This is a genomic window from Candidatus Jordarchaeum sp. (genome assembly GCF_052745115.1).
In genome coordinates, this window is the sequence record NZ_JBRAKS010000026.1 from 1 (window position 1) to 19,396 (window position 19,396).

Consider the following 19,396-nt stretch of genomic DNA (forward strand, 5'->3'; position numbering starts at 1 on the left):
GTGCCGGCTTCTGCGTCCCCTGCCCCCATTTTTCTACACCGTGGCGTTAAAAAAGGAGGGGAACCGCGGTCTCCAACCGGCCACCACAACAGGTTAAAAACTGGGAGTGGGGAATTAAACACGGGGAAAGCCTTCCCCGGGGACAAATTTTTCTGAAAGGTTTTTGAATCCAAGCAAAGAAAACAAGCAGTAATTGGAAAAACGAAAAAACCCCAAAATATTCGTAAAGGGTGCGGAAAGTGGGGTGTAAAATTAAAAATAAAAATAGATACTGCAAAAAGGGCAGTAAGTTTTATGGAGGATATTAAGAAGAATTAGACCACTCTTGTTGACACTCCCCTCGACTAAAGTCGGGGGATTCTTGCTTCTGGCTCAACGCCTTCGAAGCAACGGGTGTGCCACCACCCGGTTAACACGCCCTTCCCTCAAGGGAACGGCGTCTATGTTGGCACCCTCATGGGGGCTGCGTCTTGTTTAGCCTCCTGAGCCCAAGCCAAACCCTTCAGCTACCAACAGCTATTTATATACCCTACTTTCAAATAAGCTTTTTGGCGATTCATCCCCGCGACTAGAAGTCGGGGGCTTTCTCGCCAAGGTTATGTAACTTTTTTAAAAATTAAATTCTTCGAGTTTCATGCTATGCTCATTCAGTAAATAATCTACTACCGCGTCAATGGATTTAAATCCAAGATCGTTTTTGAGTTGATTCAGCTTCTTCCAAGTATTAAATTCCACTATCAGAGTAGCTTTCTCTCTTATACCGACTGTATTAGACATTTTATCATTCTCCTTCATTTTTAGCTCCTGTTTCAATCTTCTTAATGCAAGCTTTGAAAGATTTCACGTTTCGATTTGGTGAAGTGTATTTATTCCTTAATGGTTTTAATAGAATATCTACGGCTTGCATTGTCTGCATCTATTTTTATCATTCTGTTTTGGCAGAGTGTGTAATGGAGCTTCACAGATCAAAATGTGCGAGGGAGAGAGGGGGGTGGTCACATAACCATGAATAGGGAATCTGTGAAGCTCTTTCATCCACCTCTGGAAGCCTATTTTTTGAGTTTTGAATTCTATACTCTATGAATTATGGGAGCGATTGCTTACTTGGGGGGACCCCTCCTCCCAGCCTAGTGTTTAGGGGCCCTCCAACCCAAGTAAGCATCCCCAGAGCCTCTACCTTTTGTGTGGGGGTTTTTGCTTCTCGCTGATCCAGCACCTCCCAGTTCGGTGCGTGGGGTTGTGAGTGTTATGGCTGTGGGAGGTTTATTTTATTTAGTTTTTTCTAATTTTTTCATCGTTTAACTATTTAATAAGATTATCTATTATAATCTATTATTTATCTGGTAAAATTGCTTATAAATTATAATCATTATTTGAAAATTCGCAATATTCATATAATTCCGTGAATAAACACCTTAATTGGTTAAAATGACGGAAAATGTTCTCAAATTGGACGAGAAGGACCGTGAGATATTAACCCTTCTAAGCGAGGATCCCGAAATCCCCCAAGAACAAATCGCAGATATCATTAACCTATCCCAACCCTCAGTTGCCATGAGGATAAAAAAACTGAGGGATGCGGGCATCTTCCATAAGGTTTACGGGGTAAACCCCCTAAAGATGGGTCTTAACGTAGCTAAAGTGGAGGTCACCACTACCAACAGCACTAAAGTGCTGGAAATTTTTCAAAATTGTCCATATTTTTTAAACGGATTCACCGTATCGGGCCAAAGTAACGTGCTCCTAATGCTCATAGGTGAGGATATAGCAACCCTACAGTCCATAGTGGAATGCCACCTGGGGCAACTGGAAGAAGTTAAGAATATCGAATTCAACATAATAATCTCAGCTGCAAAAGAGCTTATCATACCTTACCAGATGAAAATAAAAATTCTAGACCGCCCATTCTGCGGACTCGAAATAAATTGCGGCAAATGTAAGAGCTACCAGGAAAAAAGATGTCTCGGTTGTCCCATGATGTCAGATTACAAAGGGAAAATATGGTAGTCTCTCAGTCTAGTTTCCCTCATTTGATTTTGGTTCTATTTTTTAGTTAACTCAAATATCACTTTTTGCGCGGCCATCATGCCGGACATTATGCAGGGCTGGAAACCACCCCCTATCTGAGTCCAAGCTCCGGCGAAGTAGAGTCCTTTAAGAGGTCCTTCCTGTGGTAGCCGGTTCATAAGGGTTTCTTTTGGGGAATAAGGCCACCCGTAGATAGCGCCACCCGGATTTCCAGTATATCTGATGTTGGTTAGTGGTGTGGATACTTCTATGACCTCTATGTGCTCTCTTATTCCCGGGAAGACTTTTTCGGTTCTCTTCAGCATTATATCGGCAACCTTATTCTTGGTCTCCACGTATTCTGGGGGAGAAACTTTGTACCAGGGTTCAGCATAGCTTGTGGTTGTAAGTACTATGATTGAGGTGCCCGGAGGGGATGCTTCCGGATAGGCGGCGTTATAGCATGCTAATCCGAAATCTGCGGGTTCGATGCTGGTCCTAAGCTTATCCCAGAAGGATTCAAAATCATAACTAGAGTTCATAAATATTTCAAAATCGTCTATTCCTAGCTCCTCATGGGAAATATCTATACCCATATAGGCGCATATTGATCCAATGGCAATTTCTTTGGCCTGCAAGGTTTGGAAAAACGAACCAGGACACTTGTCTACTCCAATCATTTGAGCACAGGTAGTTATGGGATTCACATTTGAAATAATATGGTCGGATTCTATTTTCTCATCTTTCTCGGTTACCACACCAGTTACTCTTCCTCCCTCTGTAAGGATCTTTTTTACTCCGCAGTTAAATCGAACCTCTCCGTCCATCTCTTGAACAACGTCCACAAAAGCGTTAGCAAGCATTTGGGAGGTGCCCCTAATTTGGGCTCCCCCGTATCGCAGATAGTCCCCCCAACCTAAAGCATATATTAAGTAGGATACTCTTGAAGGAGGTAGACCAAAATAGGCAAAAATTTGTGCTATTACTGCTCGGGCCTTAGGATCTTTAACATCCGCATTAAGAACTTCTGCCAGGGTTTTATCTTTATAGGCAAAGAAGTTCTCCTTGATGTTCTTTTTTTCCTCTTCTGAGCTTGCTCCGCGCTGCAGCGTGACCAGAGCCTTGCCCGTGGCTTCCACCCTATCCAAGAAGCGGGTTATTCCTTCCGATTCCTGGGGAAAGGTGTCCAATAAAACGCCCTCAGCATTCTCTCTCCCCGCGGGAAGAGTGACATCCAAATCTGGAAAAACGGAGCGGTAAACATTAGGAAGCCGGACAAAATCCAACCTCTTTGTAATACCTAGATTTTCAAAATTACGATAGAGGAAACCTCGTTTGCCTAACAAGTCTAGACCAGAGATTTGATGCAATGCTATATCGAATTCAAATCTACCTCTCACAAAACTACCCGCATAGCCTCCAGGTCTCCAGTGTTTTTCCAGTAGCAACACCTTTTGTCCATTATTGGCTAGTGTGGCGGCAGCGGAAAGTCCTCCCATACCAGCCCCAATCACGATGCTATGCATTACCCACAATTATTATGGGTAATTTTTGCTCTCTAATTTTTTATCATATACGTAATATTTTTTATCGTGGGAACAAGAAAATATGCGTATCTTGCATAAAATTAGAGGAAAGCAATTACTCGTAGCACTTATGGGTAATGCATAGAATCACGATGGCATCATACTTTTCGGAAATTGTGTCCGCCTCCTACTTTTTCATTAATTGAGCGATTACCGTTTGTGCGGCTAACATTCCGGACATGATACAGGTCTGGAAGCCGCCTCCTATCTGAGTCCAGGCTCCCGCAAAGTAGAGACCTTTTACAGGTCCCTGTTGGGGTAACCGGTTTGCAAAGATGTTGTCTGGACTATAGGGTGTGCCAAGGATAGAGCCTCCAGGATTGCCGGTGTACCGCATGTTTGTTAGGGGGGTAGATACCTCAATAACCTCTATGTGCTCTCTAATTCCCGGATAGAATTTTTCCACCTTTTGTAACAGTTTTTCACCCATTCTGTTCTTAGTGTGTACGTATTCTGAGGGGGGAACTTTGTACCAGGGGTCAGCGTAGCTCAAGGTGGTGATAACTGCAGCTGTGGTGCCTGGGGGAGAGGCTTCTGAGTATGCGACGTTGTAGGTAGCCAATGCGAAGTCTGCGGGTTCTATACTAACTCTGCTTTTCGCCCAAGCTGCGTCAAAGTCGTATCCCTCGTTGAAAAATATTTCGAACTCATCTATTCCCAGTTCTTGGTAGGGAACATCTAACCCCAGGTACACGTTCATGGTTCCCATGGCGATTTCTTTAGTTTGCAATTTTTCAAAAAAGGAACTAGGAACTTTATCTACGCCGATCATTCCGGCACAGGTTGTTAAGGGATTAACATTTGAGATAATATAGTCCGAACGAAATGTCTCACCGTCCTCCGTTAACACTCCTGTGACTCGGTCACCCTCGGTGAGGATTTTTTTAACCCCACAATTGACTCGAACTTCGCTATCCATCTCTTGGATGACATCTACAAATGCGTTGGCGAGGCTTTGAGAGGTACCTTTGACTTGGGCTCCTCCAAAATGAATATACGTATCATAAACGACTGCGTATATTAAATACGATAGTTCTGAGGGAGGTAGACCACAGTAACCCATGAGTTGGCATAAAACCGCACGAGTTTTGGGATCCTTAACATCCGCGTTAAGAACACCTGCCAGAGTTTTATCCAAGTAAGGTAAAAAATTTTCCTTGATTTCTGGCTGAGAAAAGTCCGCTCCCCTTTGGATCAGTGCCAGAGCCTTATTGGTAGCACTCATTCTTCCCATGAAACGCTTTATCCCCTCGGCCTCCTTGGGAAAGGTGTCTACCAAAACCCCTTCAGCTTCCTCTCTTCCCGCGGGAACTGTGACTTCCATATCGGGAAAAACGGAGCGGTAAACCGTGTCAAGTTTGACAAAATCAACTTTGTTTGTTATTCCCAGATTTTCCATATATTTGTAGAAGAAGCCACGTTTAGCATCTAAATTTAAACCAGAGAGTTCATGCAGTGCGATTTCGAATTCGAATCTGCCCCGGACAAAACTGCCCGCGTAACCGCCGGCACGATAATGCTTTTCCAGCAAAAGCACTTTCTGTCCATTCTTAGCCAGCGAGGCTGCGGCGGAGAGACCCCCAAGACCCGCACCAACCACAATTACATCATACTTTTCAGACATCTTCATCCATCCATACTAAAGCTTAGAAATTGTTATTAATTCTGCATAATCGTAAACAACTTTTCTAAGTAGGTACTTCTCAGACGGAACTATTATAGCGATATAAATGTGAGTACATATTAAAATTTTCTGAATGGTAATTAAAAAAATTTGAATGGATGTTAAAATTTTCTGAAAGGAAGAAATGGAAGCTTAGAAATTAGCCTTCCTTTGTGAGGTCCACCATTCTGGTAATCTTGTGCAGAGTCTTATGCAATTGTTCGTAGGGTATCCACTCGATTTCGGCTTCAACCCCTAGCTCTTTCTTTATGTCCCCGGCTATTCTATTTTTGAGCTCCTCGGGATCTTTTGTAATGCCTTCCTTGTAGGATGCCTTAATTTTCAGGATGTTCATTTTTTTAGCGTCTTTAATAATGTTGAAGGATGCTTCCTCGGTTTCTGGGTGGCGCTCCATGATGAGCCGCAGAGAAAAGGGGGAAACCTTCTTTCCAGCAACGTCAACAACCCATGAGGCTCGGTCATAAACCTTAACCCGGGGGTGGGTTCTTCCACAATCGCAGGTCTCGTCTATCTGTTCACCAAAGTCCTCGGTGCCGAATCTTATAAAGGGTAGGGCTCGCATCCAGAGGTTTGTGACCACTATTTCGCCTCTTTCACCGGGGCCTAAGAGTTCTTCGGTTTCGGTGTCAATAAGCTCCAGAGTCCAATAGTCAGAATATGCGTGAAGTCCGTCATGGACATGGCATTCTCCGGCTATGGTGAATGGATCACTGCAGCCCCAAGCGTCAAACCAGTCTAGGAGCCCGAATTTCTCCATGAGATATTTTCTGTGTTTTGGAGAAATGGCCTCACCAGCGGAAGTAACATACTTCAAACCGGGAATGGCATCCTTAGGATCCTTGCCCATTTTCGCGAACTCATTAATACAGGCCAAAGCTGTATCCGGTGGTAACAGTGCCCAGTCGCCCTTAAACTTCCCTAGAGACATGCGCGCGGTGGGGAATCCGAATAAATGCAGGTATGCGTTATAAGCGATGAGCTCGGTGTTGAGCCCTAGTTTGTTCATGGTGAGGACGCCTAGGAAGGTGCTCCACCAGCCCCAGAATCCCACAAAGTGTATTGCTGAGAGCAGTCTCATTCCGGGGCGTATTTTCCACATCCAGGCTAGTCTAGTACACGGTTCGCTGGCCACGTGGACTTCTTCTGCTGTGAGGGCTGTGAATGTTGGAGCTCCTGTGGTTCCGGTTGAGGGATGAATTCTTTCTATCTGGTCTGGGGGAATTGTGAGCATGGTGCCGAAAGGATCTCCGGTTTCCACTCTTTTATCTCGAATCTGGTCTTTTCGGAACAGGGTGATTTTATTTCTGAAGTCATCATAGGTTTTTACGTCTTCCGGGTTTACTCCCATCTCATCGTATAATTCTTTATAGAATTGAGAGTTCCGATAAGCGTAACTTACTATGGCTTTTATTCTTTTCAGCTTAATTTCATCCAATTCAGCTTTTTTCATGGTCTCCATTTGGGGGTTCCAGTATTCGCTCATCTTCTATTCCTCCTTTTACCTCTCCTGATAGTCTTGGGAAAGTATTCTCAGATGGGTTCTCCCACAATTACAAAACGTTTTATCCAACTTCACATCAATGTCCGTCATGTATCTTAGAATCGGTGTTCCTTGGGCGTAGAGGTTTGTGATGGTAAGTTTTCCCATTTCTCCTTCGGGAGCAGGTTTGCCGGTTTGGGAATCCACAGCTTCAACCAGGTAGAGATCCTCCCAGACATGTAGTCCGGCGTGCTCTTTACACTCCACCGCGTGGAGGGCGGTTTCCGAGTTGCAGAGCATGCCATACACTTCGGCGTTCCAAGCTGCTTGGAGCTCCCGTCTCTTGCTGGGTTTGAGAAGGTTTTTGTGGTCGGGGTAAACAATTATTTTAACCCCTAGGTCTTTGGCTTTTATTCCCTCCATTTCTCCGATAGCTGCAATCTGGTTCACCATCTCGGGTGAAACTATGAGCACGGGGGATTTGAAGAATTTAACCCAGTTAAAGGCTTTTGCCCCATCTATTCCCGCGGCTAGGAGCCTGGGCATTGGTATTCCTATCTGAAGCGAAAGGCTGCCGAGAATCTCAACCACCGAGGGAGCAAGGTGGAGACTCGTAGAATTAATTATGGCCGGGTATATGTCTGTGGGATCTACTACTCCCTGTATCAACATGCGGTCTCCTTTTCTTACACCTATCATTGTAAAGTAACGTGTGAACATTTCCACAGCGTTCATAAAGTCTCCTTTAGTCATGGTTAAGTAAAAGGGATCTTGTTTGGGAGGAGCTTGATCAAATATTTCAAAAACCACACAGAACTGTCCTTCTCCGATACACCTAGTTCCGCCGTAGGGGTCTCTGGTATCTGTGATATTTTTTCTTATTTCCTCTAAGGTTATTGTGGGTATTTTATCCAGATCTTTTAGGGTTTTAATCGAGTCTTCTTTGATTCCTGCATCTTGGAGTTTTTCCCGCTCTATAGCGGAGTAGTTTATAACGTATTTTATCTGGGTTTTTAAGCGTTCTAATTGAAGTTTTTCAATTTCAGACCGGGGCATATTTTCCATTTTAGGGTTGTAAAATGTTTCAACCTCCATTTCAATCTCCCCCAAAAATTAAATCCATTTTAGTGCGAAAAGTCTGAAAATTGGGGAAATCACTATTATTTTAATTATGTTAGATATATAGGTTTTCTAGAAAACACCCTAAAAACTTTTGATTTTTGCTAAAAAACAGGATGAAAAATTATTCTACTCGTTTATGGACTCAGAGACTTGCCCATAATTTTTATCCCTAAATTTTTTCTAAGACTATTTTGGTGGTGAAACGGAGATAGCCTTTGGTTGGCAAACCTCGACGCAATATAGGCACCCATTACATAAAAAGGGAAAGGTAGCCATTATGACCACAGGGCTATCCTCTCTTGAAGTATCTGTGGGGTAATATGCTAGAACCTTAAGAGGGCAGGTTTTTATGCATTTCAGGTCGCATTTTCCAGGAGCCACACACTTCTCCATATTAATTATTATATTGTATTTTTTCAAAATCACTACCTCCTTTCCTACAACTTACCAGAGGTCTTTTGCTACTTCCACACTCTCCCGGTCAACCAGACTTATGGCCTTATTTGGACACCTTTCTCTGCACACTCCACAACCAAAGCATACCGTGGGATCTACAACTGAAAACTGCTCAAGTCTGGAGAATTTTATAGCTCCAAAGTTGCACGCTAGTATGCATTGGGGACTTCCTCCGCAACCATCACACTTGCTCGGATCAATCTGTGCGATGTAGTGGCTTTTGATAGCGGCGTTTCTAACACCGGAAAGCATCCTCGTTCTGAACACTATGCAATAGGGTAAATCACAGTTACAGACACCGATTACGTTCGGCATTGAAGCCCACTGAACCCAGGGAACGAGACCTTCCTTAGAAGACTCCTTACAAATATCTATGGCTTCGTCGGCTGTAATGTATCTGTCATACTTGGATAAGGTGCCTTGGGATTTCTTTAGAATATCACAGAAGGGCTCAAAGTGCATACAGACCAATTTATTTTGTCCGCCCCACTGTTTTCTACAAGCACAGTAGGTTAGCCCGATTTTCATATCAAACTTCTCGGGGGTCTTAAGAATTTGAATTGCGTCTTCCAGCGGAATGACCTGGCCTCCATTAGCCCCTTCAGCCATCTTATTTAATGCGTCTAGCGCATCCTTGGAGTAAGGCAACTCCTCAACTAAGGCATTCACAGTAGCTATAGTCTCAACCAGAGCCTTGGGGCCGCCAAGTGCTAGAGACTCCAAAACAGATCGAATATTAGCATCTTCCCAAGCTTTCTTAAGATTCAGATTCTTAGGATTGAGATACCACTTGGTACCCATGCCGTGTTCAACACAATACTGGCACACAATAATTCCTCCTTTCAAAAGTTTAGGATAAGCGTTTAAAGATCAAAATCAATACTATTAAATTATTAATACTTTATAATGGTGGTGTTTATAAATTATGTTGGTATTTTTTTGGCTCTGCGTGTTAGTGCTTCTTCTCCCGCTAGGCTGGCTGAGGTTATGGTGTCTCCCATTCCCACGGTTGCTTTTGGCTCTGTTAACTTTGAGGGAGTAAAAGCTATTGAGGGCTCTGTCTCGGTGAATCCCTCTTTTAGAAATTTTTGTTTGGGGTAATTCTCCTCATCTTCAAGTAATTCAGCAAGTTTCTGATGTTCCATTAGACCCTTTTCGCTTACTACTAGGTCACCGCTTTTGAGAGTTTTTTCCGCGGCTCTAATTGTGGGGAAAATTCCAGTGTGTGCGAGGGTAGCTGCGAATAGTGATCCAAATATTATAGAATATAGTTCGTCTATTGGATTGATTCCGTAATCAGATTTCGTTAAACTTAGGGAAAATTCTCTGGTGTGCACCATAATGCGAGACAGCTGATACCTCTCCATAATTTTTCTCGCTCCCTTGTAAATCTGGGGAGCATCCAGAGCCCTTATTTTTCTGAGATTATTTTTATGTCCTAAAGTATACAGATTATCTGCTAATTCATCCTCGTTTAAACCAATGGAATCCATTCTTGGAGCTATCATGTCTAGAACAGATTTTCTTAAGGCCGAATCAGCTAGAAATCCTATCTCGCTGTGTATCCGCAGTTCCGGATTTCGTTCTCTCCAAGAATTGATCAGCTCCAAGGTTTCTTTTATGTAGTCCTCAGGTTTTGACCCGTCGGAATAACTAGTCTGAAGCATATGATAGCCGGAGAGTATCACTTTCCCCACTTCGGAGATTACTTTTAAGGTTCCCTCCCGGAACGCCGGATCCGTTTTTAGCTTAACGTTTTCGTCGTCATAGGTGGCTATGAATCTGTTTTCAACTGGTGCTTCAACTATTTCCTGATTAATTCTTGCTTTGAATTGGTTGTCGAACTCAAATATCCAATGAATGAATACTTTATCACCGTGCCTCGCTGCTTCTAAAGGTTTCTTGAAAACTATTTCCTTTCCTTCAAATCGAGGTATCAGGACTTCTCCAATTTCTGTGGTGAATTGCTCTGCCTGTAATGGGGGGAGCTCCACCACATTCGGTATGACCCTCAGGTTCATTAGAGCCAGCACATTGGTCATTATTCCACACTGTCCTCCCATGCGAAGCCTATCATAGCTAAAAATTGACTTGATCATTTCGATGATCTGGGGGTCGCGAATAAACCATTCTTCTCCGTCACCGGTTTTGGCGCAGTAAAGTATTCCGGCTAATACATCGGAAAATGTTCTAATCTCTCTCGGTGGATTATCTAATTTATAGATAACTTCATTTGCCAATTTTTTTTCAGTTATTATATTTTCTATTTCTTTGCCACTAACATGTATAAGTCCATCAATGTTGGTGTTTAAGCCAGTGATAAACATGCGACAAAGCCCAATGCACTGGCTAACCTCCTGGAGGGCTTGAGAATATTTTTTAGTCCATTCTTCTGCAAACATGGAAATTCCTCAATGTTTTTAGGGTTCTGTGATCGCCTTTACCAAGTATCTTGGTTTATCTGGATTGTACCCTCTTTTAAAAGCGACAAAATAAGCAAATAACTGTAAGGGTATAACATAGGGTATAGGAGAAAATATTGTCTCAGTCTCAGGGATGCTAATTGAGTGGTCAGATAATCCTCTTACCTTAGAATCATTTTCCTGCACCACGCTGATTATTTTGGCCTTATGTGCCTTAATCTCCTTCAGATTTTTGACCAGCTTATCATAATTCTCATCAGGAGGAGCAATAATGAACACTGGGAACCCTGGCTCTATTAGGGCTATCGGTCCGTGTCTCGACTCCCCCGCGGGATAGGCTTCAGCGTGAAGATAAGCGGTTTCCTTAAGTTTTAAAGCTCCCTCCATAGCAGTGGCGGTACTAATACCACACCCCAAGAAAAGAAAGCTGGACTTGTTTGCGTATCGATAAGCTATATCTCTAACTACTCTGTCCTGTTTTTTGATCGTCATATCAACAATCAGCGGTGTCTTCATTAGTCCGTCTCTAAGTTTATTAACCTCCTTGCTACTAAGTGAACCTCTCATAAGAGCCAATTCTAGTGATAATAACGATAAACATGCAACCTGAACCAGGAAAGTTTTTGTAGCCGCAAGTCCGTACTCTGGTCCCGCGTAGGTATAAATAGTATAGTCGGAAAGCTTGCTCATAGTGCTGTCTATAACATTTGTTAGTGAAACCACTTTAACTCCTTGCCTCTTAGCATGCTTAACCGCGTTTATCGTGTCTGCCGTTTCTCCGGACTGACTAATAGCGAGCACCACATCATTCTCATCCAGAAGCTCCCCAGTTAGTTGGGGAAACTCGGAAGATATTATGTTCTGGGCTCGAACTGCGGAAAGCTTAGTGAACATGTAACGCGCAGCCAACCCGGCATGATTTGAAGTGCCCGCCGCAGTTATATACACCTGTGCAGAATCGTTAAGAATTCCAGCTGCCTGATGACACACTTCGGTTCTCAAACTGAGCGCATTTTTTAATACTTTAGGCTGCTCATGAATCTCCTTAAGCATAAAATGGGGATACCCACCCTTCTCCACCATCTCCGGAGTCCAAGAACCCCTAGGAGAATTTTCCGACACCAGCATCACTCCTTTTAATAGAAATTATTGCCATATTTTAAAAAGTTTACCAGATTCCCTTTCCCAAGAGAGTTTGAACTTTTTGAAAAATTTAATATATCAAATTCTTTTTGTAGTTCACACAAATTGAAATAGGTGGATTTTTATGATTACGGATGGAATTTTAGCGAAAGGCGAAAGAAATGACAAAAACTGGAAGGGAACCAAATTTAAGGAGCCTTACCGGGCAGCTACGGAGCGTTTCAGAAAAGAAGTGATGGAAAGACCAGATTTTGATCCGGCAACCCTGTTCATTTGGGGAGTCTACATGTCCAAGGGCTTGTTATAAATAATGGAAGACGTGGAGGAGAACTTTGGACCCGAAGGACAACAAGTGGTCAACGAAGCACTAAGAAAGGTGGGATACGACGCCACCCAACAAATGTTTGAAGACGCTCAGTTTCCAGATGGCACCACCGACATAGAGAAAGCCAGCTTTGTAGCCACAGCGGTAAATACCATTATCTGGACCTCAATTGAAAAACCTGAAATATTAAGCGATGAAGAGGCTATATTCGACATTCTCTGGTGTCCCCACCAAGACATCTTTAAACCCTTCGACTGCCGGTGCCAACGCTATCTCGTTGAAGGCGTCTTGAGATTTCTCCGAGAAAAGCTAGATATTAATTTCGACCTAGAATTTCAGTGGATAATCCCCGCAGGAGCCGAAACCTGCCGTTTTAGGATCTGGAAAAACAAAGGCGGAGAAGGCCAATGGGAAAAGTACTCAAAAATACTGGAGGAAAGAGCACTTAAAAGATGGAAAGCAAAGAAAAAAGAAAAATAAAAGAAACAGAATTTACCCCATAAATCTATTCTATTTAAATTTAAATTTGAAACAATAAGTACAATCATCCACATGTTTAATCGCCGCTCCTCGTGTTAAGAATCTGCAGTTGTTATAAGTCAGACAACCCTTTTTTTCCACCTTTTTTAACACATTTGTGTTGAAAAATGGTGATTGAAAGAGACACGCCGAGGCGAGAAAAAGCAGATCACACTACAATAAGCCAACCCCTAGGAGTGCTACTTAAATATGTGGTTATCATTTCTCATTTTTCCACGAATGATAATTTGTTGAGACTTTTCATCATCCGGTAAATTAGGGTTAAATTTTTTAGGGGCTTACCATTGTTTTTGCCTAGAGATTTGAGGTGTTTGCATGATTACTGAAGGAATTGGTTCAAAAGGTAAACGAAAAGAGAGAAATTGGAAAGGGACAAAATTTAATATGCCCTATAAGGAGACTATTGAGAGTTTTAGAAGAGATGTGATGGGTAGACCGGATTTTGATCCCTCCACCCTGTTAGTTTGGGGAACCATGATGGGTATGAGCGTGTTACAAATCATGGAGGATGTGGAGGAAAATTTTGGGCCGGAAGGCCAGAAGGTGGTCAGCGAAGCATTAAGAAAAGTGGGATACGACATAGCTAAGCAGAGCTATGAAGACGCTCAGTTTCCAGAAGGCACAACCGACATAGAGAAAGCCAGCTTTGTGGCGACCTGGCTGAACACTGTTTTCTGGACCTCTATTGAAAAACCGGAAATCCTGAGTGAGGACGAAGCTATATTTGACATTCTGTGGTGCCCCCACCAGTACGAGTATAAACCCTTTGATTGTCGAGTGCAACGCTACCTAGTGGAGGGGGTAAGAAAGTATTTCCGAGATAGAGGAGATATTTTCTTTGATGCAGAGTTCCAGTGGATAATCCCCGCAGGAGCGGAAACCTGCCGCTTTAGGCTATGGAGGAGAAAAGAAGGCACAGAAGGAGGCGACTGGGAAAAATACTCGAAAATACTGGAGGAAAGAGCACTAAAGCGATGGAAGGCAAAAAAGGAACAAAAATAGGTAAATTTTAACAATTTAACATTCTAAATTATATTCAAAACTGAAATTTGTTTTAAAAATATTTATCAGCCAGTAAAATTATATAATCCAGATTATAGGAAGTGTGATAATATGCCAATTTTAAATAGATCAAAAATTCGCCCCGATGTGCTTAAGCTCATGGATGATCTATTAAGGGAACAAACAAACGGTGTTTTAGAATTTCTCAAGGCCAAGGAGAATCAAGGAGTCGACTTCCCAGCCCTATGGCAGAAACTGATGGAGGGAAATGAGCATTTCTTTAAGAGAGAGAGGACCATAGATGACCTATATGATTGGTTGACAAAAGATGAAATGAATTTCTTAACCAAGTTATTCCGATACTCCTTTGATTATGCAGCAAATGTTGACCAGAAAAAACACCCCATCCCCAAAGATGTAAAGATTGAAACAGTCGATGCGGGTGGAGTTCCTGCAGAGTGGCAAACCGCCCCCGGCGCAAAAGAAGACCGAGTTCTATTATATTTCCACGGAGGAGGCATGGTTTTAGGCTCTCCGAATACCCATCGATTGTTTACGGTCACATTAGGACAGTTAACAAAGATGCGCGTACTAAGTGTGGATTACCGACTCGCGCCCGAACATCCGCATCCCGCCCAACTGGAGGATTGCACCACTGCATACAAATGGCTTCTTTCAACTGGTATTAAACCTAAAAATATTGTAATTGCCGGAGACTCAGCAGGAGGAAATTTGACACTCACAACACTCTTGAAATTACGAGACGACGGAATACCTTTACCTGCCGGAGCAGTTTGTCTTTCGCCAGCAACCGATTGGACGGGCTCTGACGAATCGTTTTTTGAAAATGCTGAGACTGATCCCGTTTTAGCAGATGTCGGGCTTTTCTGGTGGATCCCAGCATTTTTAGGGGGAGCAGACCCCAGTGATCCCTTGATTTCTCCAATATGTGCAGATTTGAAAGGTTTACCGCCTCTGCTACTTCAAGCGAGTACATCTGAAATGCTCTTCGGTGGTTGCAGAGGCCTTGTAGACCGAGCTAAGGCAGCTGGTGTGAATGCAAGTTTGCAAACTTGGGATGATATGCCCCATGTGTGGCAATCCTTTGGATTATACGAATTGCCCGAGGCAAAAGAAGCAATAGCCAAAATCGGCGAGTTTGTTCAAAAACTATTCAAATAGAACCATACTATACAATCTTATACAATCTCTTTTTTATTTGTCATTTTTTCTTTATCCTTTTTTATTAAGTTATAATTCGACTTGTGGTCTGGGTTTGCACGAAAAAGTGTGTAATTATAATTTTTGTTTAATGCATCTATCATCTGAGATAAGTGAGCACAACCCGCATTTTTCAATGTCAATGCTTGGGTCGAACGCCTTATGCAATTTACACATCAACCCTTTCGCTCTAATTGTTCTGCAAATTTCGCAAAACCTTAAGACGAAGTCTCTATGTGATAATTCACCCTTAGCTAATGAAGCCGCTAAGTTTTCTATTAAATTTTTAACATCGCTTTCATTCTCCAAGTCAATTGCTTTTCCGCGTATTTTACTACCGTATAAGCTTATAGCGGGTTGACTGATTCTCAGAAGTTTGGCTACTTCTACTTGTTTTAGTTGGTGTTTTGTTACGAGTTCTTTGGCTGTCATGGCTCGTACTACAGGTAAGACGCATTTTACTGCTATTTCACATGGGATTGACATCGTAGGACCCTCAAAGGATATATTGTTGCATAAAGTATATATATTTTATTACTATAGTAATATTGACTTATGGAGGAGTAATGAAAAATGTATAGAGGTAATAAAATCAGGGAAACGTGCCCCGGAATAAGTGACTTCATAAGACCAAAACCCGAATTTATCCCATGTGCAAACTGTGGAAGCAACGTTGAAATATGGACCGATGAAGAGGAGACAGACTGCCCAAACTGTGGAGCAAAGGTCTCAAGAAATGTACAATCTTGCCTAGATTATTGCGAATACGCGGAAGAGTGTAAGAAAATAATCGCAGAAAAGGGGGGATAAACGCAATGAAGATCATGCGAAAAATTGTTACAATAGACGAGGAAAAATGCAATGGTTGTGGAGCTTGCATTCCCGACTGCCCCGAAGGAGCGTTGCAGATTATTAACGGAAAGGCTAGGGTTGTAGGGGATTATTTATGTGATGGACTGGGAGCGTGTGTTGGTGGTTGTCCACAAGGAGCAATGGAAATAATAGAAAGGGAAGCAGAGCCCTATAATGAAAGGAAGGTAATTGAAAGCATAGTTAAACAAGGAACAGAAGTAACAAAAGCTCATTTAAAACATTTAAAAGATCACGGTCAAGAAGATTTTTTAAATGAAGCCTTAACATATCTAAGAGAAAGAGGAATAGAGATCGATTTTGAAAGCGAACCTCTGAGTCAGATTTCTCAAACTCTTTCTGGTGGTTCTGATTTAAGAGTAGTGAATTATGGTGAAGCTAGGAATACTTCGCTTATTTCGGAGACAAGACAGGAATCTGAATTGAGGCAATAGCCTGTTAAGTTAAGACTAGTTTCTCCAAGTGCTCCATTCTTCGCTAATGCCGATTTGGTAGTGGTTGCTGACTGTGTACCTCTCGCTTACGCTAACTTTCACCGAGACTTTTTGAGGGGAAAAAAGGCTGTTATCGGTTGCCCAAAATTTGATGACACTCAATTCTATGTGGAAAAGTTATCTCAAATATTAAAACAGTCAAGTGTAAAAAGCATAACGGTAGTCACAATGGAGGTTCCCTGTTGTCAGGCACTATACCAAATTGTACAGGAAGCTCTTAAACGCTCAGGAAAAAATATTCCAACAAATAAAATAGTCATCGACATTAAAGGTAATATAAAGCAGTAAAGATAAACCGCACATAAGAATCTTAATTATTTTTCGATTTAATCTTTATAAGTTATTGTTAAAAATCCACAATATATAATAAATTATAATAAAAAAATTTATAAAATATTGCTCAAAATGTTTTATGTAACACAATTTATTTATTTCTATTGAACGTTCGTTATAATTCATGCAATTTTAGAAAATGTAGAATGGAGGGTTTGTAATGGAGAAAGATAGAATTTCTTACCACCAGTCTGTTCAAAAGATGTATGAAAGGATCAAAAAGGACAACATGACCAATATTTGGGATCGATTCGAGGCCCAAGGAATGGGTGGTGATCCCGACAGAAGGTGTCCTTTCTGTCAGGCAGGAGCCCGGTGTGACCTGTGTTCAAACGGACCGTGTCGGGCAGATGCGGAAAAAGACAAGAGAGGAGTTTGCGGCATCACCGCTGATGGCATGGCTATGCGCATGATGCTACTCAGAAACGTTTTGGGGGCGTCAACCTACCACTACCACACAGATCAGACAATTAAGACTCTCAGAGCGACAACGATGGGTAAGACCCCGTTTGAGATTAAAGAACCTGAAAAATTAAAAACTTTCTCCAGGCGACTAGGAATAGACACCTCTGGATCAGTAAAGGAAATTGCCATTCGTCTGTGTGACTTCGTAGAGGAAGATTTTAACAGAAAGTACTATGAGCCGAGTAAAATCGTGGAGGCCCTAGCTCCTCCGGAGCGTAAAGAGGTTTGGAGGAAACTGGAGATATTCCCGGGTGGAATTTATGGGGAGATGTTGCTTGCCACAAGTTCCTGTCTTACTAATGTTGATGGCTATTACGCTAGTTTGGCTTTCAAGGCTATGCGTCTGAGTTTGGCTATGGCTTATCAGAGCCAAATAGTAAACGAGTACTGTCAGGACATCCTTTACGGTATCCCAAGACCGCACACTATGCGGGTGGACCTAGGTGTTTTGGATCCCGATTATGTTAATGTGCTGCCTAACGGCCATGAGCCCTTTCTGGGATTTGCCATGGTTCAACTAGCTCGAAAACCAGAATGGCAGGAAAAAGCGAAAGCCGTGGGTGCCAAAGGCCTGCGAGTAATTGCGAACATTGAAACCGGTCAAGAGATGATTCAGAGATGGAAGATGGACGACGCCTTTTACGGTTTTACTGGGAACTGGATTTCACAGGAAGCAGTTCTGGCCAGTGGATGCGTAGACCTTTTCGCATGTGATATGAACTGTTCTATGCAAATCGACCCGTTTTACGCTCAAAAGTACAAGTTCAAACTTGTGCCGGTAAGTGAGTTGGTGGCTTTTGAGGGCGTAAAAGAACGGATAAACTATGTTCCTGAAAAGGCTGAAGAACAGGCGGCTCAGCTACTGCAAATGGCTATAGACAACTTCAAGGAACGCAGAGCATCTATTGAACCCATCACCAATTTACCCATGAAAGAGGCCCTGGTCGGATTCTCCACCGAAAGCATTCTAGAAGCCCTAGGAGGTACTCTGGACCCACTTCTAGGAGCGATAAAGGACGGAACCTTGAGAGGGGTCGCAGGTCTTGTTTCATGCACTACGCTGAGAGATTACGGTCAGGATGTACACAGTGTGAATGTGGCCAAGGAACTGATTAAGCGTGATGTTCTGGTTCTTTCCATGGGATGCGGAAACGGAGCCATGCAAGTGGCGGGTCTCTGTACTTTAGACGCTAAGCAGTTTGCGGGGCCGGGGTTGAAAAGTATTTGTGAAAAGTTAAAGATTCCGCCGGTTCTGAGCTATGGTACTTGTACCGATACTGGACGTCTAGCCGACCTATTGGCTGCCGTCTCAAATGCGCTGGGAGGAGTACCCTTACCAGACCTGCCTGTTGCAGCGGTTGCTCCGGAATACATGGAGCAGAAGGCAACTATTGATGCAGTATTCGCTTTGGCTTTAGGACTTTTCACTTACGTCAACCCGGTGCCCACAGTGACCGGAGGACCTAATCTCGTCAAGTTATTAACTCAGGACTTAAAGCAGATTACCGGTGCCCAGCTTAGTGTGGAAAAAGATCCAGCCAAAGCCGCAGACGCCATCCTAGCCCATATAGAAACAAAAAGAAAAAAACTGGGTATCTGAAAATTTAACGGAAACAATGTACTTGCTCTAGATTTCCTACCTTTTTTCTTATTTTTTCATCCGAGAGGTATTTGAAATGAAGTAAAAATCGAAACTGTTTTCAGAAAATGAAACAAATCTTGTATGTTGATAAGGATTTAGTTGAATGGAGGTTGAATAGTTTTGGAACCTGACAAAAAAGAGACAGATGCGCAAAAACTGATAGGACATGCGGTAAAGTTAATGGGTTTAATTGAGTATCAGGAAGACGCTGTGGTTAGTAGAACTATAATTGATAAAAAGACTGGAACAGTGACCTTATTCGCTTTTGATGAGGGGCAGGGTTTGAGTGAACACACAGTACCCTTTGATGCTTTTATATATCTTCTTGACGGGGAAGCGGAAATCGTTATTTCTGGCAAATCTCTTCGAGTGAGAGAAGGGGATATGGTTATTATGCCAGCTAATGAACCGCACGCTTTGAAAGCTGTTAAAAAATTCAAAATGCTTTTAACAATGATACGGTCTTGATTCGAGAAGTGAGAGAAGAGGATGTCCCTACTATAAGAGTTTATACTGTACATTAGTTTCAAATTATAGTTCCTGTCTGAAAATTAAGTAGTGTAATAGAATTTCATATTTTATATATTATTCATAATATTATAT

At 42.5% G+C, this 19,396-nt stretch carries 18 protein-coding genes and 1 pseudogene; 9 read left to right on the top strand and 10 right to left on the bottom strand.

Annotated elements, in window-relative coordinates:
• Window positions 1–609: 609 nt before the first annotated feature.
• Window positions 610–777, bottom strand: a complete 168-nt coding sequence (locus ACUVXA_RS03535) for a hypothetical protein (protein WP_445869854.1) — start codon at window positions 775–777, stop codon at window positions 610–612.
• A gap of 651 nt (window positions 778–1,428) precedes the next feature.
• Here ACUVXA_RS03535 and ACUVXA_RS03540 point away from each other — a divergent pair.
• Entirely contained in the window at window positions 1,429–2,007 is a 579-nt protein-coding gene (locus ACUVXA_RS03540) for an Lrp/AsnC family transcriptional regulator (protein ID WP_445869855.1), read from the top strand.
• 35 nt (window positions 2,008–2,042) lie between these two features.
• Here the strand turns inward: ACUVXA_RS03540 and ACUVXA_RS03545 are convergent, their stop codons facing one another.
• The 8 genes from ACUVXA_RS03545 to ACUVXA_RS03580 form a co-directional block, all read right to left on the bottom strand.
• Complete coding sequence (locus ACUVXA_RS03545; RefSeq protein ID WP_445869856.1) at window positions 2,043–3,533, bottom strand: phytoene desaturase family protein; 1,491 nt, start codon at window positions 3,531–3,533, stop codon at window positions 2,043–2,045.
• Between the two features lie 187 nt (window positions 3,534–3,720).
• The gene (locus ACUVXA_RS03550; protein WP_445869857.1) at window positions 3,721–5,217 is read right to left on the bottom strand and encodes a phytoene desaturase family protein; all 1,497 of its coding nucleotides are present in this window, start codon (window positions 5,215–5,217) and stop codon (window positions 3,721–3,723) included.
• A 199-nt stretch (window positions 5,218–5,416) separates the two neighbouring features.
• Complete coding sequence (locus ACUVXA_RS03555) at window positions 5,417–6,760, bottom strand: phenylacetate--CoA ligase family protein (protein ID WP_445869858.1); 1,344 nt, start codon at window positions 6,758–6,760, stop codon at window positions 5,417–5,419.
• Between the two features lie 15 nt (window positions 6,761–6,775).
• Window positions 6,776–7,852 carry a phenylacetate--CoA ligase family protein gene (locus tag ACUVXA_RS03560; protein WP_445869859.1) on the bottom strand — a complete coding sequence of 359 codons (1,077 nt, stop codon included), beginning with the start codon at window positions 7,850–7,852 and terminating at the stop codon, window positions 6,776–6,778.
• A gap of 213 nt (window positions 7,853–8,065) precedes the next feature.
• Entirely contained in the window at window positions 8,066–8,299 is a 234-nt protein-coding gene (locus ACUVXA_RS03565) for a hypothetical protein (protein WP_445869860.1), read from the bottom strand.
• A gap of 24 nt (window positions 8,300–8,323) precedes the next feature.
• Window positions 8,324–9,163, bottom strand: a complete 840-nt coding sequence (locus ACUVXA_RS03570; protein WP_445869861.1) for an ATP-binding protein — start codon at window positions 9,161–9,163, stop codon at window positions 8,324–8,326.
• Window positions 9,164–9,258: 95 nt separating this feature from the next.
• Window positions 9,259–10,737, bottom strand: a complete 1,479-nt coding sequence (locus tag ACUVXA_RS03575; protein ID WP_445869862.1) for an ADP-dependent glucokinase/phosphofructokinase — start codon at window positions 10,735–10,737, stop codon at window positions 9,259–9,261.
• Window positions 10,738–10,755: 18 nt separating this feature from the next.
• Window positions 10,756–11,880, bottom strand: coding sequence for an isomerizing glutamine--fructose-6-phosphate transaminase (locus ACUVXA_RS03580; RefSeq protein ID WP_445869863.1), 1,125 nt, complete (start codon window positions 11,878–11,880; stop codon window positions 10,756–10,758).
• A gap of 145 nt (window positions 11,881–12,025) precedes the next feature.
• Between ACUVXA_RS03580 and ACUVXA_RS03585 the strand changes: the two genes are divergently transcribed.
• The 4 genes from ACUVXA_RS03585 (at window position 12,026) to ACUVXA_RS03600 (ending at window position 14,950) form a co-directional block, all read left to right on the top strand.
• A complete protein-coding gene (locus ACUVXA_RS03585; RefSeq protein ID WP_445869864.1) occupies window positions 12,026–12,208 on the top strand; it encodes a hypothetical protein in 183 nt (60 codons plus the stop codon).
• Between the two features lie 3 nt (window positions 12,209–12,211).
• Complete coding sequence (locus ACUVXA_RS03590; protein WP_445869865.1) at window positions 12,212–12,706, top strand: hypothetical protein; 495 nt, start codon at window positions 12,212–12,214, stop codon at window positions 12,704–12,706.
• Between the two features lie 375 nt (window positions 12,707–13,081).
• Entirely contained in the window at window positions 13,082–13,768 is a 687-nt protein-coding gene (locus ACUVXA_RS03595) for a hypothetical protein (protein WP_445869866.1), read from the top strand.
• Window positions 13,769–13,879: 111 nt separating this feature from the next.
• Window positions 13,880–14,950, top strand: a complete 1,071-nt coding sequence (locus ACUVXA_RS03600; RefSeq protein ID WP_445869867.1) for an alpha/beta hydrolase — start codon at window positions 13,880–13,882, stop codon at window positions 14,948–14,950.
• A 114-nt stretch (window positions 14,951–15,064) separates the two neighbouring features.
• Here the strand turns inward: ACUVXA_RS03600 and ACUVXA_RS03605 are convergent, their stop codons facing one another.
• Complete coding sequence (locus tag ACUVXA_RS03605; protein ID WP_445869868.1) at window positions 15,065–15,475, bottom strand: transcriptional regulator; 411 nt, start codon at window positions 15,473–15,475, stop codon at window positions 15,065–15,067.
• A gap of 87 nt (window positions 15,476–15,562) precedes the next feature.
• Between ACUVXA_RS03605 and ACUVXA_RS03610 the strand changes: the two genes are divergently transcribed.
• The 4 genes and pseudogenes from ACUVXA_RS03610 (at window position 15,563) to ACUVXA_RS03625 (ending at window position 19,261) form a co-directional block, all read left to right on the top strand.
• Complete coding sequence (locus tag ACUVXA_RS03610; RefSeq protein ID WP_445869869.1) at window positions 15,563–15,799, top strand: phosphohydrolase; 237 nt, start codon at window positions 15,563–15,565, stop codon at window positions 15,797–15,799.
• Between the two features lie 11 nt (window positions 15,800–15,810).
• Window positions 15,811–16,641 (top strand): annotated as a pseudogene (locus ACUVXA_RS03615) (ATP-binding protein).
• A gap of 205 nt (window positions 16,642–16,846) precedes the next feature.
• The gene (cooS, locus tag ACUVXA_RS03620) at window positions 16,847–18,751 is read left to right on the top strand and encodes an anaerobic carbon-monoxide dehydrogenase catalytic subunit (protein ID WP_445869870.1); all 1,905 of its coding nucleotides are present in this window, start codon (window positions 16,847–16,849) and stop codon (window positions 18,749–18,751) included.
• Between the two features lie 222 nt (window positions 18,752–18,973).
• On the top strand, window positions 18,974–19,261 hold the full coding sequence (locus ACUVXA_RS03625; protein WP_445869871.1) for a cupin domain-containing protein: 288 nt from the start codon (window positions 18,974–18,976) through the stop codon (window positions 19,259–19,261).
• Window positions 19,262–19,396 lie beyond the last annotated feature (135 nt).

Coding starts and splice junctions, on each gene's coding strand:
- ACUVXA_RS03535 (WP_445869854.1), bottom strand. CDS start 777: ATGTCTAATACAGTCGGTATAAGAGAGAAAGCTACTCTGATAGTGGAA.
- ACUVXA_RS03540 (WP_445869855.1), top strand. CDS start 1,429: ATGACGGAAAATGTTCTCAAATTGGACGAGAAGGACCGTGAGATATTA.
- ACUVXA_RS03545 (WP_445869856.1), bottom strand. CDS start 3,533: ATGCATAGCATCGTGATTGGGGCTGGTATGGGAGGACTTTCCGCTGCC.
- ACUVXA_RS03550 (WP_445869857.1), bottom strand. CDS start 5,217: ATGTCTGAAAAGTATGATGTAATTGTGGTTGGTGCGGGTCTTGGGGGT.
- ACUVXA_RS03555 (WP_445869858.1), bottom strand. CDS start 6,760: ATGAGCGAATACTGGAACCCCCAAATGGAGACCATGAAAAAAGCTGAA.
- ACUVXA_RS03560 (WP_445869859.1), bottom strand. CDS start 7,852: ATGGAGGTTGAAACATTTTACAACCCTAAAATGGAAAATATGCCCCGG.
- ACUVXA_RS03575 (WP_445869862.1), bottom strand. CDS start 10,737: ATGTTTGCAGAAGAATGGACTAAAAAATATTCTCAAGCCCTCCAGGAG.
- ACUVXA_RS03585 (WP_445869864.1), top strand. CDS start 12,026: ATGATTACGGATGGAATTTTAGCGAAAGGCGAAAGAAATGACAAAAAC.
- ACUVXA_RS03590 (WP_445869865.1), top strand. CDS start 12,212: ATGGAAGACGTGGAGGAGAACTTTGGACCCGAAGGACAACAAGTGGTC.
- ACUVXA_RS03595 (WP_445869866.1), top strand. CDS start 13,082: ATGATTACTGAAGGAATTGGTTCAAAAGGTAAACGAAAAGAGAGAAAT.
- ACUVXA_RS03600 (WP_445869867.1), top strand. CDS start 13,880: ATGCCAATTTTAAATAGATCAAAAATTCGCCCCGATGTGCTTAAGCTC.
- ACUVXA_RS03605 (WP_445869868.1), bottom strand. CDS start 15,475: ATGTCAATCCCATGTGAAATAGCAGTAAAATGCGTCTTACCTGTAGTA.
- ACUVXA_RS03610 (WP_445869869.1), top strand. CDS start 15,563: ATGTATAGAGGTAATAAAATCAGGGAAACGTGCCCCGGAATAAGTGAC.
- cooS (WP_445869870.1), top strand. CDS start 16,847: ATGGAGAAAGATAGAATTTCTTACCACCAGTCTGTTCAAAAGATGTAT.
- ACUVXA_RS03625 (WP_445869871.1), top strand. CDS start 18,974: ATGGGTTTAATTGAGTATCAGGAAGACGCTGTGGTTAGTAGAACTATA.